This is a genomic window from Rhodococcus sp. AH-ZY2, assembly GCF_030916465.1.
GTDB classification, from domain to species: Bacteria; Actinomycetota; Actinomycetes; order Mycobacteriales; family Mycobacteriaceae; genus Rhodococcus; species Rhodococcus ruber.
The window spans coordinates 4621924-4636395 of the sequence record NZ_CP126458.1 but is presented as its reverse complement, the minus strand read 5'-3'; the positions used below and the strand labels follow the sequence as shown (position 1 = coordinate 4636395).

The window sequence follows — 14472 nt, the reverse complement described above, 5'->3', positions numbered from 1 at the left end:
GGAACATCGAAATCCGCCCACGCCGTGACGTGGGCGGATTCCGGTTCACCGCACGGATCCTGTGTGCGTGGGGTCAGAGACCGAGGTCCTTGGCGATGATCGTCTTCATGACCTCGCTGGTGCCGCCGTAGATGCGGCTGACGCGGGTGTCCGCGTAGAGCCGCGCGATCGGGTATTCGAGGACGTAGCCGTATCCGCCGTGCAGCTGCAGGCACTTGTCGATGATGCGGCCCGCGGCTTCGGTGCTGAACAGTTTGGCACGTGCCGCATCCGGCACGGTGAGCTCTCCGCGGTCGTGCAGCTCGAGGGCGTTGTCGACCATCAACTGCACGGCCTGCAACTCGGTGGAGCATTCGGCGAGCACGAACTTGGTGTTCTGGAACGCGGCGACCGGCTTGCCGAACACCTTGCGGTCCTTGGTGTATGCCAGTGCGTGCTGCAGGGCGGCGGCCGCGGTGGCGGATGCGCCGAATGCGATCGTCAGACGTTCCTGCGCGAGGTTGTGCGTCAGGTAGGAAAAGCCCTTGCCCTCCTCACCGAGCAGATCCTGCACCGGCACCTGGACGTCGGTGAACGACAGTTCCGCGGTGTCGGAGGTCTTGAGGCCGATCTTCTCGACCTTGCGGCCGACGGCGAACCCCTCAGTGGTGGTGTCGACGACGAGGATCGACAGCCCGGCCCGCCGGTTCTCCGGGTCGAACGGGGCCGTGCGGCACACCGTGAGGACGCGGTCGGCGAGCACACCGCCGGTGATGAACGTCTTCGCGCCGTTGACGACGTAGTGGCTGCCGTCCTCCGACAGCTTCGCCGTCGTCGAGATGTTCGCGAGGTCCGATCCCGTGCCAGGTTCGGTCATGGCGATCGCGAACATCAGATCGCCGGAACAGAATCCGGGCAGCCAGCGCTGCTTCTGCTCGTCCGTGCCGTACTCCATCAGGTACGGCAGGATCAGATTCGTGTGCACGGAGTAGGAGCCGAACGACGCGCCGGCTGCAGCGACCTCCTCGGCGACGACCGCGTTGAACTTGATCGACGACTCGCCACCACCGCCGTACTCCTCGGGTGCCTGGATACCGAGGATGCCGAGTTCGCCGAGGCGGCGGTAGAAGTCACGCGGGGGATGGCCGTCGGCCTCCCACTCGTGTTGGACGGGGGCGACTTCCTTCGCGATGAAGTCGCGGACGGTCTTGCGGAACGCTTCGTGGTCTTCGTCGAACACCGTACGCTGCACGGGCGGTCTCCTCGGGTCTCGGATGAATCGGGAATACAGCTGAATCAGGAATACAGCTGAATCGGGACTACAGCGCGTATTCGCGCAGCACGCCCTTGCTGATGATCGTCTTCTGGATCTCGCTGGTGCCCTCGCCGATGAGCAGGAACGGTGCCTCGCGCATGAGCCGCTCGATCTCGTACTCCTTGGAGTAGCCGTAGCCGCCGTGGATGCGGAAGCTGGCCTGGGTGACCTCCGAGCAGTACTCGCTGGTGAGATATTTCGCCATGCCCGCGGCGACGTCGTTGCGCTCGCCGGAGTCCTTGAGCCGCGCGGCGTTGACCATCATCAGGTGGGCGGCCTCGACCTTGGTGGCCATCTCGGCGAGGGAGAACGAGATCGCCTGGTGCGCGGCGATGGGCTTGCCGAACGTGGTGCGCTGCTGGGCGTAGCGGGCGGCGAGCTCGAACGCGCGGATCGCGACGCCGCAGGCGCGGGCGGAGACGTTGACGCGGCCGACCTCGACGCCGTCCATCATCTGGTAGAACCCCTTGCCCGGGGCGCCGCCGAGGACGTCGGTGGCCTTCGCACGGTAGTTGTCGAAGATCAGCTCGGTGGTGTCGATCCCCTTGTAGCCCATCTTGTCGATCTTGCCCGGGATCGTGACGCCGGGGACGACCTCGCCGAAGCCGGCGGGCTTCTCGACGAGGAAGGTGGTGAGATTCTCGTGCGGCTTGGCGGCGCCTTCCTCGGTGCGCACCAGGGCGGCGACGAGGGTGGAGCTGCCGCCGTTGGTCAGCCACATCTTCTGGCCGTTGATCACGTAGTCGCCGTCGGCGTCGCGCTTGGCCTTGGTGCGGATCGCGGCGACGTCCGAGCCCAGTTCGGGTTCGGACATCGAGAACGCGCCGCGGGTCTCGCCGGTGGCCATCTTCGGCAGGTAGTAGCTCTTCTGCTCGACGGTGCCGTGCTGACGCAGCATGTAGGCGACGATGAAATGGGTGTTGATCACCCCGGACACGCTCATCCAGCCGCGGGCGAGTTCCTCGACGCACAGCGCGTAGGTGAGCAGGGATTCGCCGAGTCCGCCGTACTCCTCGGGGATCATCAGCCCGAACAGGCCCATCTCCCGCATCGCATCGACGATGTCCTGCGGGTAGGTGTCCGAGTGTTCGAGTTCCTGGGCGTTCGGAATGATCTCGCGGTCGACGAACCGCCGGACGGTGGCGAGGATCTCGGTCTGGAACTCGGTCAGGCCGAGGGTCTGGGCGAGGCGGGTCATACGGCGAGGTCCTTCTCGAGGGCGGGGAGGGTTCCGGCGGGCACCCGGATGGTCCCGTCGGTGGCGAGGCGATCGATCTCCTGGGGCGTCAGACCCAGGTGCTCGGCGAGAACGGCGGCGGTGTCGTCGCCGTTGGCGGGCGCCGGACGGGGCGCGGGGTGGTGGCCGTCGAACGACATCGGCAGGCTGGGGGCCAGGTGCCCGCCGACACGGGGCTGGTCGACGTACTGGAACATCGGGTTGGCGGTCACGCGAGGGTCTTTCGCGATCTCGGCGAAGGTGCGGTACCGCTCGTGCAGGATCGAGGTGCCCGCGAGGGCGGCCTCGACCTCGGCCGCGGTGTGCTCGCGGAACCACACGGCGAACAACGCGTCGAGCACCTCGCGGTGCCGGTAGCGGTCGCCCTCGTTGCGGAAGTCGGCGCCCAGGGCGGATTCGAGCGCGCCCACCGCGGTCGTCGTGCCGGTCAGGTCGGTCAGGTCCCGGAAGTGCCGCGGGGTCAGCGCGACGACCATGAAGGAGGCGCCGTCGGACGTGGTGAAGTCGCGCCCGTAGGTGCCGTAGACGGAGTTGCCGATGCGGTCGCGTTCGGGCCCGCCGAGCTGGGCCTCGGCGAGATAGCCGAGGTTTCCGGCGGTGGCGAGGGCGACGTCCTCGAGCGGCAGCACGATCTTGGCGCCCGCGCCGGTGACCTCGCGGCGGTGCACCGCGGACGCCACCGACAGCGCGGCGTAGAGACCGCATGCGAGGTCCCACGCCGGCAGCAGGTGATTGACCGGGCCGTCGTGGCCGACGGGACCGGTGGCGAGCGGGAAGCCGGCGGCGGCGTTGACGGTGTAGTCGACGGCGGAGCCGCCGTCGGCGCGGCCGAGGACCTGCACGTGGATCAGGTCGGGACGGATCGCGGCGAGGCTGTCGTAGTCCAGCCAGTCCCGCCCGGCCGCGTTGGTGACGAGCACCCCGGCGTCGGTGATCAGATCACGGATCAGACTGTGCGCCTCTGGATCCCGGAAGTCGGCGGCGAAGGAACGCTTGCCCTTGTTCAGACCCGCCCAGTAGATCGATTCGCCGTCGTCGGTGACGGGCCACCGATGGTAGTCGGCGGCCCCGCCGATCGGGTCCACGCGGACGACCTCGGCACCGAGCTGCGCGAGCGTCATGCCGCACAGGGGAGCCGCGATGAAACTCGAGACCTCGACGACCCGCACCCCGGCCAGGGGCGCGGTGGACGAGGGGAGCTCGTCGATGGAAGCAGTGGGGTTCATGTCGCCTGTCCTCATCCGCCCGGACGTCGGAGCCCGGAACGCGCCGACGAAGTTGTACGGCCAAATATGCAGCACCGCCGGACCGTAGGACCAACACCGTTCGGCTATAGGTCGGTTAGCGGCCGTCAATGGCCCCGTTCGCACCGCCGGAAGTCCATAGGTATCGGTGATCGGTCGATTCACCGACCGGACATTGCTTCAGTGACCTACACCACGTTGAATGGATGCCGAGCGCCTGATCGGTGCACATCTCTCGGTCGACGACGCACCGTCCGACCGACACATCCCTTCGAGCCATTAAGGGGACACTCCGGTGACCACTGGCGAAATCTCGCACGACGCAGCGCACGGCGCCCCGCCGAAGGGGGCTACCCCACTCGTCAGCGGCAAGCAGGCGTGGGGCATGACCGGCCTCGTGATCTTCCTGTACGTCGTCAACTATGCCGACAAGGCTGTGCTGGGCATCATCGCGCAGCCGCTGGCTCGCGAGCTGGGACTGTCCTCCTCCCAGATCGGCCTCGTCGGATCCTTGTTCTTCGTGACCTTCACGCTCGGCGGTTTCCTCGCCGGCCCCCTCAACAAGTACCTCACCCTGCGGTGGGCGCTGCTGGCGCTGGGCGCCGTCTGGTCGGTGGTCATGCTGCCGCTGGTCGTCTCGGCGAGCCTGATGATGCTGATCGTCACCCGCATGCTGCTCGGCCTGGCCGAGGGCCCCAGCTCCGCGCTCATGCACACCGCCGCGTACTCCTGGCATCCCCCGGCCAAGCGCGGCCTGCCCGGCGCGTTCCTCGCCGGCTCGGCGTCGGTCGCGAAGATCGCCCTCGCTCCGATCCTCGCCTACATCACCGTCCAGTGGGGCTGGCGCGCCGCCCTGATCGCGCTGTCGATCCTCGGTGCCTTGTGGATGGCGTCGTGGCTGACCGGCTGGAAGGAAGGCCCGTTCACCGCGACGGCCGTGAAGAAGGGGACCGGCGCCGCCTCCACCGAGCCGTCGGTGCCGTGGAAGAAGATCTTCCTCACCCGCACGTTCCTCAGCTGCGTCGTCCTGATCATGGTCGTCTACGCGCTCACCACCGTCGTGCTGACCTGGCTGCCCTCCTACTTCGAGGTGGGTCTCGGCTACAGCGCCCTGCAGGCCGGCTCGATGTTCGCCCTGCCGTCGATCGTCGGCCTGATCCTGATGGTCACGTCCGGTTCGGTCACCGACCGGCTCGCCCAGCGCGGCTACCGCTCCCGCGTCGTGCGGATCATCGTTCCCGGTGCCGGTGTCCTGGTCTGCGGTTCCGTCCTGGTGTTCCTGCCCAGCATCGGCACCCCGGCCCTGGCGGTCGCGGCCGTGTCCATCGGCTACGGCTTCGGGGCGATCGCCTTCCCCCTCATCAACGCCGCGATCTCCGAGCTGTGCCCGCCGCAGCAGACCGCCGGCACGATGGGCGTGTTCCTCGCGCTCATGGCCGTCGGCGGCCTCGTCGCCCCCTACGGCACCGGTGTGCTCGTCGACAACGCCGCCACCGCGGCCGAGGGCTACGCGACCGCGTTCCAGGTCATCGGTGCGCTGGGCATCGTCGCCGCGATCCTGGTCCTGGTCTTCGCGAACCCGGAACGCGACCGCGCCGTCATCCGGTCGGAGGCCCCCGCGAAGGCATAGCTTCCGCCTAACGGAGCCATCCACCGAATGTCCTTTCCCCACCGGCCGGGTGCGTGATCGACTCGATATCGAGGGCCACCACCCGGCCGGTCGTCGTCTCCCGCTACTGCAAAGGATCCACCCATGCGCGATGCCGTGATCGTCGATGCCGTCCGCACCCCCGTCGGACGCCGGGGCGGCGCCCTGTCCGAGATCCACCCCGTCAACCTGTCGGCACATGTGCTGACGGCGCTGGCCGAACGGGTCGGGCTCGATCCGGGCACCGTCGACGACGTGATCTGGGGTTGCGTCAGCCAGGTCGGCGAGCAGGCCGGCATCGTCTCCCGCTCGGCGGTGCTCGCCGCCGGCTGGCCCGTGACGGTTCCGGCCACCACGCTGACCCGGGCCTGCGGTTCGAGCCAGCAGGCGGTCTCGTTCGCCGCCGCCACCGTCCTGTCCGGCCAGAACGACGTGGTGATCGCCGGCGGCGTCGAGGTGATGAGCCGGGTGCCGATGGGCACGGCCGCGAAGAACGGCGAGCACTTCCCGACGGAGGTGCTCGACCGGTTCGGCGTCGACGGCTTCAGCCAGGGCGTCGGCGCGGAGATGATGGCCGAGAAGTGGGGCCTGTCCCGCACCCTCCTCGACGAGTTCTCGCTGCGTTCGCACGAGCGTTCCGCCGCCGCGACCGACGCCGGAGCCTTCACCGGGCAGCTCGCGCCGATCGCCGGGCTGACCGCCGACGAGGGTATCCGCCGCGGCGGCAGTGTCGAATCGCTCGCCAAGCTGAAGACGGTCTTCAAGGAGGACGGGGTGATCCATGCCGGCAACTCCTCGCAGATCTCCGACGGCGCGGGAGCCCTGCTCGTCACCACCAGCGAGTACGCGGCCGCCCAGGGGTGGACGCCGATGGCGCGGATCCACACCGCCGTCGTCGCCGCCGACGACCCGGTCATCATGCTCACCGGACCGATCCCCGCCACCCAGAAGGCCCTCGACCGGTCGGGCCTGTCGCTCGACGACATCGGGGCCTTCGAGATCAACGAGGCGTTCGCACCGGTTCCGCTCGCGTGGCAGGCCGAGACCGGCGTCGACGACGCGCGCCTGAACCCGGTCGGCGGCGCCATCGCCGTGGGGCACCCGCTCGGCGGATCCGGCGCGATCCTCATGACTCGACTGGCACATCACATGCGCGACAACGGAATCCGATACGGTCTGCAGTCGATGTGCGAGGCCGGCGGCATGGCCAACGCCACCATTCTCGAACTGCTCTGACACGCACTTCACGCAAAGGAACGAAAGATATGGAACTGAAGGGTCTTTCCGTCGCGATCACCGGCGGCGCCTCCGGTCTCGGCCTGGCCACCGCCCGCCGCGTCCTCGACGCCGGCGGCACCGTCACCCTCGTCGACCTGCCCGGCTCACCGGGCGCCGACGTCGCGAAGTCCCTCGGTGACGGCGCCACGTTCGCTGCGGCCGACGTCACCGACGCCGAGCAGTTCGCCGCCGCCCTGGACGTCGCGCACGAGCGCGGCGGTCTGCGCGGGCTCGTGCACTGCGCCGGCGCCGGCCGCAAGATGCGGATCCTCGAGAAGGACGGCAAGGCCGGTTCGCTCGAGGACTTCGAGTTCGTGATCCGCCTCAATCTCATCGGGTCGTTCAACGCGCTGCGCCTCGGCGCCGAGCGCATGGCCGCACTCGAACCGGTCGACGGCGAGCGCGGTGCCATCGTCATGACCGCCTCCGTCGCGGCGTTCGAGGGCCAGATCGGCCAGATCAACTACTCGGCGTCCAAGGCCGGCATCGTCGGCATGACCGTCGTCGCCGCCCGCGACCTGGCGAGCAAGAACATCCGGGTCAACACGATCGCGCCGGGCATCATGGACACCCCGCTGCTCGCCCGCCTGCGCGACGACGTGCGGGCCTCGCTCGAGAAGACCGTGCCGAATCCGGCGCGCCTGGGCCGCCCGGACGAGTTCGGCCGGCTGGCCACCAACATCCTCGAGAACGGCTACCTCAACGGTGAGACCATCCGACTCGACGGTGCCATCCGCATGGCCCCGCGCTGAGGTGGCGACGATGAGCACCGACGTGCCCGCCCTGTCCCTGACCTACCCGGACGTGACGATGGGTGTGTGGGCGCCGAGCATGGCCGCCCTGTACGGCGACCGCCCCGCCGTCGTCGACGGCGAGCGAACCTGCACGTACCGCGAGCTCGACGAGCGGTCCGCGCAGTTCGCCTCCGCGCTGACGGCGGCCGGTGTGGCTCCGCGCGACGTGGTGCTGATGCACGTGGGCAACTGCATCGAGTTTCTCGTCGCCTACTACGGCGCGCTACGCACCGGGGCTACCGTGACGCTGGTCAACCCGCTGCAACCGGAACCGGGTCTGCGCAAGCAGATCGAGGAGACCGGCGCCGTCGCGGCCGTCACCCAGACGCAGCAGTTGGGAGTGCTGCTCGGCGCCGCCGCGGGCACCACCGTCGCGACGATCGTGGTGGCATCCGACGACCCGGTGTCCGCACCGCCCACGTCCGCGGCCGTGGTGCGGTTCGACGACTTCCTCTCCGGACAGCCCACCGCGTTCACACCGGCACACGTCGCCGGAACGGACGTCGCGCATCTGGCCTACACGGGCGGCACCACCGGCATCTCCAAGGGTGTGCGGGTGCTGCACCGCAACGTGGTCGCCAACGTGACCCAGATGTGCGGTTGGCGGGCCGCCCACCAGGTCGTCACCACCGGTGACGGGCTGGTCGCGCTGCGCCCGATCGAGGGGCTCGACGTGCACGGGGTGATCCCCGGCGAGGGCGCCACCGTCGTCGTGTCCCCGCTGTTCCACGCCCACGCGCTGATCAACACGTCGTTCCTGCTGCTGTGCGGCCTCACCCAGGTACTCGCGGGCCGATTCGACCCCGCGCGCATGCTCGAGCTCGTCGAGCGGCACCGCGTCAGCTACATCACCGGCAGCCCGGCCATGTGGCATGCGCTGGCCACCCACCCGGACGTCGCACGCCGTGACACCACGTCGGTGCGGGTCGTGTCGTCGGGTGCGGCGCCGATCGATCACGTCACGCTCGAGGCGCTGGAGGTGGCGTTCCCGAACGCCCGTGTGGCCGAGGGGTACGGCCTGACCGAGGGCACGTGCGTGGTCACCGCCATGCCGCTGGTCGTCGGGTCGGCCTACCGTCTCGGCAGTGTGGGCCTGCCCCTCTTCGACACCGAGCTCGAGATCCGGGCACAGGGCGATCCGAGCGTCGTCCTCGGTGACGGCGAGCGCGGTGAGCTGTGGATCCGGGGGCCGCAGGTGACCGACGGCTATCTCGGCCATCCCGAGATCACGGCCCAGCAGTACGTGGACGGCTGGCTCGACACCGGCGACATCGCCTACCGCGACGCCGACGGCTACGTCTACATCTGCGATCGCGCCAAGGACATGCTGATCTACAAGGGCTACAACGTGTATCCGCGTGAGCTCGAGGAGATTCTGGTGTCCCATCCGGCGGTGTCGACGGCCGCGGTGGTCGGCCGGGAGGCCGGCAGCGTCGGCCAGGAACCGGTCGCCTTCGTGGTGCCGGTGCCGGGCACGCAACCCGACCCGGCCGAGCTGATGGCGTTCGTCGCCGAGCAGGTCTTGCCCTACAAGAAGATTCGCGAGATCGTCCTCGTGGACGCACTGCCCACCTCCGCGGCGGGCAAGGTGCTCAAGACGGACCTGCGGACGCGGCTCGAGCAGTCCGCAGCCACGCGCTGAACCATCCTCGCCGTGCGTGTTTTCGGTAGTACCGACTACCGGAAACACGCACGGCGAGGCCGTTCTGCCCGTGCGTGGTTCTGGTAGCCCTTGCTGCCAGAACCACGCACGGGTGCGGGTCAGCCGCGCTGGGCCTGCTTGACGAGTCCGCCGCCGATGATCAGGCGCTGGATCTCGCTGGTGCCCTCGTACAGGCGCAGCAGCCGCACGTCCCGGTAGATCCGCTCGACCGGCACCTCCCGCATGTAGCCGGTGCCGCCGTGGATCTGCACCGCCAGATCGGCGACCTTGCCGACCATCTCCGTGCAGAACAGCTTCGCCGCCGACGGCGCGATCCGCCGGTCGGTGCCTGCCACCCACGCCCGCGCCGCGTCGCGCACCAGCGCCCGCCCGGCCATCACCCCGGTCTGCTGATCGGCGAGCATCGCCTGCACCAGCTGGAAGCTGCCGATCGCGGTGCCGCCCTGCGTGGCGGTCGCCGCGTACGCCACCGACTCGTCCAGCGCGCGCTGCGCCTGCCCCACCGACAGCGCCGCGATGTGCACCCGGCCCCGGGCCAGCGACGTCATCGCGGCCTTGTAGCCGACGTCCTCGCTGCCGCCGACCAGCGCCGCCGCCGGCACCCGCACCTGGTCGAAGTGCACGTCCGCGGTCCACGCCCCCTCCTGGCCCATCTTCGCGTCCTTGCTGCCCACCGTCACGCCCGCGGTGTCGGCGGGGACGAGGAACACCGCGATGCCGGTGCCGTTCGCGTCGGCGGGGCGGGTGCGGGCGAACACGACGAACAGGTCCGCGATCGGGGCGTTGGTGATGAACCGCTTCTCACCGGTGAGCACCCAGTCGTCGCCGTCGCGCACGGCCTTGGTGCGCAGCCCGGCCGGGTTCGAGCCGGCGCCGGGCTCGGTGAGGGCGAACGACGCGACGACCTCGCCGGAGGCGATCTTCTCGAGCCACTGCGTCTTCTGCTCGTCGGTGCCGAACCCGACGAGGACCTGGCCGGCGATGCCGTTGTTGGTGCCGAACATCGACCGCAGCGACAGGGTGGTGTAGCCCAGTTCCATCGCCAGTTCGGCGTCCTGCATCAGGTTCAATCCGAGCCCGCCCCACTGCTGCGGGATGGCGTACCCGAACAGACCCATCTCCTTGGCCGCGGCGCGGATGTCGTCGGGGATCGCGTTCGTGTCGGCGATCTCCTGTTCGCGCGGCACGACCACGCCACGCACGAATGCGCGGGTCTGGGCGAGGATTTCCTGGAAGTCGTCGTCGTCCACCTCAGTGGCCGGCATCGCAGTCGAGGTTGTCATGACACCACCATCGGTTCCGGGACCTCGGGTGTCCAATACGAATCGCCCCATCACCACATAGGCACTGTCGATGAATCGGGCGGGGTCGAATCACCGGTCCTCTCGGTATATTCGGAGCATCAGCCGACGGGCGTCGCCCGCGTCCTCGATTCATCGGTGTCTTCCCGCCGTCCCCGGACCGGGCAGGCTCGTGCGAAAGGAACCTCATGTCACTGCTGGAGAACCGAACCGCCGTCGTCACCGGAGGCGCTCAGGGCATCGGTTTCGCAATCGCACAGGAGTTCGTCGACGCCGGCGCCCGGGTGGTCCTCGGCGACCTCGACCTCGACGCCGCCACGGCCGCCGCCGAGAAGCTCGGCGGCCGCGACGTGGCCCGCGCGGTGCGGTGCGACGTCGTGAACGCGGACGAGTGGGACACGCTCCTCGCGGAGGCCGTCGACGGATTCGGCTCGCTCGACGTCGTCGTCAACAATGCCGGCATCACCCGCGACGCGACGATGCGCACCATGACCGAGGAGGACTTCGACCTGGTGATCGCCGTGCACCTCAAGGGCACCTGGCACGGCACCCGCAAGGCGTCGGCGATCATGCGCGACGCCAAGCGCGGCGCCATCGTCAACATCTCGTCGCTCTCCGGCAAGGTCGGGATGGTCGGTCAGACCAACTACTCGGCGGCGAAGGCAGGTATCGTCGGCCTGACCAAGGCCGCCGCGAAGGAGATGGCGCACCACGGCGTGCGCGTCAACGCGATCCAGCCGGGCCTGATCCGTTCCGCGATGACCGAGGCCATGCCGCAGAAGGCGTGGGATCAGAAGATGAGCGAGATTCCCATGGGCCGACCGGGCGAGGTGTCCGAGATCGCATCCGTGGCCCTGTTCCTCGCCTCCGACATGTCCTCCTACATGACCGGCACGGTGCTCGAGGTCACCGGCGGCCGCTTCATGTGAGTCCCTGTCTCACCGTCTCTTTCACTATCCCTCTCCTCTCCCGAAGGTCGTCATGCGCGAAGTCGTCATCTGCGAGCCCGTCCGCACCCCCATCGGTCGCTACGGTGGAATGTTCAAGTCCCTCAACGCCGTAGACCTCGGTGTCGCCGCCCTGAAGGGCCTGCTCGACCGCACCGGGATCGCCCCCGACTCGATCGAGGACGTCATCCTCGGCCACTGCAACGGCAACAGCGAAGCGCCGGCCATCGGCCGTGTCGTCGCGCTCGACGCCGGACTCCCGATCACGGTGCCGGGCATGCACATCGACCGTCGTTGCGGCTCGGGTCTGCAGGCCGTCATCCAGGCAGCGCTGCAGGTGGGCAACGGCGACAACGACGTCGTCGTCGCCGGCGGTGCCGAGTCGATGAGCAACGCCTCGTTCTATTCCGTCGACATGCGCTGGGGCGGTGCGCGCACCGGTGTGCAGATGCACGACAGTCTGGTGCGGGCCCGCGCCACCGCGGGCGGACGCCACTACCCGGTGCCCGGCGGCATGATCGAGACCGCCGAGAACCTGCGCCGCGACTACGGCATCAGCCGGCTCGAGCAGGACGAACTCGCCGTGTCGTCCCATGCCCGGGCCGTCGCCGCGCAGAAGAACGGCATCCTCGCCGAGGAGATCGTGCCGGTCACCGTCACCACCCGTGCCGGCGACGAGGTCATCGACACCGACGAGCATCCCCGTCCGGACGTCACCGTCGAGTCGCTGGCGAGGCTGAAGCCGATCATGGACAAGCAGGATCCCGAGGCGACGGTCACCGCCGGCAATGCCAGCGGCCAGAACGACGCCGCATCGATGTGCCTGGTCACGACCCCGGAGAAGGCCGCGGAGCTGGGGTTGACCCCGCTGGTTCGGGTCGTGTCCTGGGGGCTGGCCGGCGTGGCGCCGAAGATCATGGGCATCGGCCCGGTCCCGGCCACGGAGAAGGCCCTCGCGAAGGCCGGCATCACCCTCGCGGACGTCGACGTCATCGAGCTCAACGAGGCGTTCGCGGCGCAGGCGCTCGCGGTGACCCGCGAATGGAATTTCGGCGCAGCCGATTTCGAACGCACCAACGTCCACGGTTCCGGCATCTCCCTCGGCCACCCCGTCGGCGCGACCGGCGGCCGCATGCTGGCGACGCTCGCCCGCGAGCTGCACCGCCGCGACGGCCGTTACGGCCTCGAGACGATGTGCATCGGCGGCGGCCAGGGCCTGGCCGCGGTATTCGAAAAGGCGGCGTAGCCGCCGGTGTGTCCTTTGGGTTGCCAGGGCCGCCCAAAGGGCGCACCGGCGCGTCAGCGCCGGCGGCGCGTCAGCGCCGGCGTACCAGGTCGACGAACGCCTGACCGACCGCCGACAGAGAGGCGGGGTCGAAGGCGAGTCCGTACGCGCGCGCCAGCCGCGGTTCGCATGCGCGGACCACGACCCGGTCCCCGGCGGCCTCGGCGGGTACCCGATCCACGATCGACCCGCCGAGTCCAGCCGCCACCATCGGCAGCCGGACCTCGCGCTGGCCGACGAGCACGGAGATCTCCGGCCGGGCGCCGGCCGCGCGCAGTGCCGATTCCACCGCGTCGACCATCGAGGCGCCCGTCGGCGCGAACACCATGGGAATGTCCGGCAATTCGGACAGGTGGATCGGGCCCTCCGGAACCTCGAACCCCGGCGGATACGCCAGCCAGTACTCCTGTTCGCCGAGTTCGATCACCTCGAGTCCGTCACCGCCCTCGAGCGGCAGGTGCGCGACGACGAACTCGCAGTGGCCATCGCGAATCAACGACGCGACCTGCTCCTCGTCGCGTAGCGGCGAGAGCCGCACCGCCACTTTCGGATACTCGCGCCGGAACCGGGCGATCAGTTCCACCAGCGGTCCGACGGACAGCGACGGGAACGCCATGATGTCGAGCCGGCCCGCGACCGCGCCGTCGGACGTGGTCAGCAACTCCTCGACGGCGGTCACGTCGCGCAGGATCTGCCGGCTCGGGCCGACGAGGCTGCGCCCGGCTGCGGTGAGGACCATGCCGCGGCCGATGCGGTGGAACAGCTCGACGCCGAGTTCGCGTTCGAGGCTGCGCAGCGCCTGCGACACCGTCGGCTGTGCGACGCCGAGCGCGGCGGCGGCCCCGTTGATGCCGTTGTTCTCGACGACCGCGAGGAAGTACTCCACCTGCCGGAAATCCACAGTCCTACGCCCCCTGTCGCAGTGTCGAGGCGACCTCGAGGAACGCCGCCGCGGCCGGCGACGGCTCACCCGCACGCAGCACCAACCCGACCGGCCGGGTCAGCGGCGGCTCCAGGGGCCGCACCGTCACCGTGGGCATCTGCTGTTCGGCCACCGGCCTGGGCACCACCGTGGCGCCGGTGCCCAGGCACACCAGCTCCCATGTCGCCGCCGGGTGGGCGCAGTCGACGACGACGTTGGCGGCGTTCTCGGCAAGCAACTCGCCGGCCTTCGCAGCGTTGGTGCGATCACCGACGTCGACGACGAGCGGCACGTCCCGCACACGGACGCGCGGGACCGGATCCGGCAGGCCGGCCGCGAGGTCGTGGTGGAGAGCGAGCACGAGTTCCTGCTCGAACAGCGGCACGGTGATCATGCCGGCGTGCTCGACGGACAAGTCGGTCACCCCGATCTCGGCTTCCCCGCGTCGCAGCGCAGTGTGCACGCCGCCCGGGCCGTCCGCGTCGACGATCCGCACCAGGATGTGCGGGTAGCGGTCACGGAAGCGGCGCGCGAGCTCGATCATCGGATCGAAGGAGAACGACGAGTACGTCACCACGTCGACGCGGCCCGAGACGAGTTCGCGTACCGCGGCCACCTTCGCCTTCGCCCGTTCGACGTCGGCGAGGATCCGGCGGGCCGCTACGTCGAGCCGGCGTCCGTCCTCGGTCAGTGTGAGCCGGCGTCCGGTGCGGTCGAACAGGGTTGTGCCGAGCCGACGTTCGAGGGTCCGGATGGCCTGCGACAGCGACGGCTGCGAAATGTAGAGGGACTGGGCGGCCTTCGTGATCCCACCTCGGTCGACGACCGCGACGAAGTAGGTGATGAGGTGAAGGTCCAC

The 14472-nt window shown here is 69.4% G+C and carries 12 protein-coding genes; 6 read left to right on the top strand and 6 right to left on the bottom strand.

Going from position 1 to position 14472, the window contains the following annotated elements; translation table 11 throughout:
• Positions 1–73: 73 nt before the first annotated feature.
• The 3 genes from QNA09_RS22310 to QNA09_RS22300 form a co-directional block, all read right to left on the bottom strand.
• Positions 74–1231: an acyl-CoA dehydrogenase family protein gene (locus QNA09_RS22310; RefSeq protein WP_308072105.1), complete on the bottom strand. Its 1158-nt coding sequence runs from the start codon at positions 1229–1231 to the stop codon at positions 74–76.
• A gap of 67 nt (positions 1232–1298) precedes the next feature.
• Positions 1299–2492: an acyl-CoA dehydrogenase family protein gene (locus QNA09_RS22305; RefSeq protein WP_308072104.1), complete on the bottom strand. Its 1194-nt coding sequence runs from the start codon at positions 2490–2492 to the stop codon at positions 1299–1301.
• Complete coding sequence (locus tag QNA09_RS22300) at positions 2489–3757, bottom strand: CoA transferase (RefSeq protein ID WP_308072103.1); 1269 nt, start codon at positions 3755–3757, stop codon at positions 2489–2491. The genes QNA09_RS22305 and QNA09_RS22300 overlap by 4 nt, the downstream gene beginning before the upstream one ends.
• A gap of 313 nt (positions 3758–4070) precedes the next feature.
• Between QNA09_RS22300 and QNA09_RS22295 the strand changes: the two genes are divergently transcribed.
• From QNA09_RS22295 to QNA09_RS22280, 4 genes are all read left to right on the top strand, one after another.
• Entirely contained in the window at positions 4071–5405 is a 1335-nt protein-coding gene (locus tag QNA09_RS22295) for an MFS transporter (RefSeq protein ID WP_040269946.1), read from the top strand.
• 123 nt (positions 5406–5528) lie between these two features.
• Positions 5529–6659, top strand: a complete 1131-nt coding sequence (locus QNA09_RS22290) for a thiolase family protein (RefSeq protein WP_040269944.1) — start codon at positions 5529–5531, stop codon at positions 6657–6659.
• Positions 6660–6688: 29 nt separating this feature from the next.
• The gene (locus QNA09_RS22285) at positions 6689–7453 is read left to right on the top strand and encodes an SDR family NAD(P)-dependent oxidoreductase (RefSeq protein ID WP_203011227.1); all 765 of its coding nucleotides are present in this window, start codon (positions 6689–6691) and stop codon (positions 7451–7453) included.
• Between the two features lie 10 nt (positions 7454–7463).
• A complete protein-coding gene (locus tag QNA09_RS22280; protein ID WP_203011226.1) occupies positions 7464–9137 on the top strand; it encodes a class I adenylate-forming enzyme family protein in 1674 nt (557 codons plus the stop codon).
• A gap of 119 nt (positions 9138–9256) precedes the next feature.
• Here the strand turns inward: QNA09_RS22280 and QNA09_RS22275 are convergent, their stop codons facing one another.
• Positions 9257–10441, bottom strand: coding sequence for an acyl-CoA dehydrogenase family protein (locus tag QNA09_RS22275; RefSeq protein WP_026137613.1), 1185 nt, complete (start codon positions 10439–10441; stop codon positions 9257–9259).
• Positions 10442–10647: 206 nt separating this feature from the next.
• Here QNA09_RS22275 and fabG point away from each other — a divergent pair, with 206 nt between their 5' ends.
• Together fabG and QNA09_RS22265 are read left to right on the top strand one after the other, a co-directional pair.
• On the top strand, positions 10648–11388 hold the full coding sequence (gene fabG, locus QNA09_RS22270; RefSeq protein ID WP_010594110.1) for a 3-oxoacyl-ACP reductase FabG: 741 nt from the start codon (positions 10648–10650) through the stop codon (positions 11386–11388).
• 52 nt (positions 11389–11440) lie between these two features.
• Positions 11441–12652 carry an acetyl-CoA C-acetyltransferase gene (locus QNA09_RS22265; RefSeq protein WP_017680117.1) on the top strand — a complete coding sequence of 404 codons (1212 nt, stop codon included), beginning with the start codon at positions 11441–11443 and terminating at the stop codon, positions 12650–12652.
• A 70-nt stretch (positions 12653–12722) separates the two neighbouring features.
• On the opposite strand, the gene QNA09_RS22260 is transcribed toward QNA09_RS22265, so the two are convergent.
• Both QNA09_RS22260 and QNA09_RS22255 read right to left on the bottom strand, forming a co-directional pair.
• Positions 12723–13592: a LysR family transcriptional regulator gene (locus QNA09_RS22260; protein ID WP_026137612.1), complete on the bottom strand. Its 870-nt coding sequence runs from the start codon at positions 13590–13592 to the stop codon at positions 12723–12725.
• Positions 13593–13596: 4 nt separating this feature from the next.
• The gene (locus tag QNA09_RS22255; RefSeq protein ID WP_003938578.1) at positions 13597–14472 is read right to left on the bottom strand and encodes a LysR family transcriptional regulator; all 876 of its coding nucleotides are present in this window, start codon (positions 14470–14472) and stop codon (positions 13597–13599) included.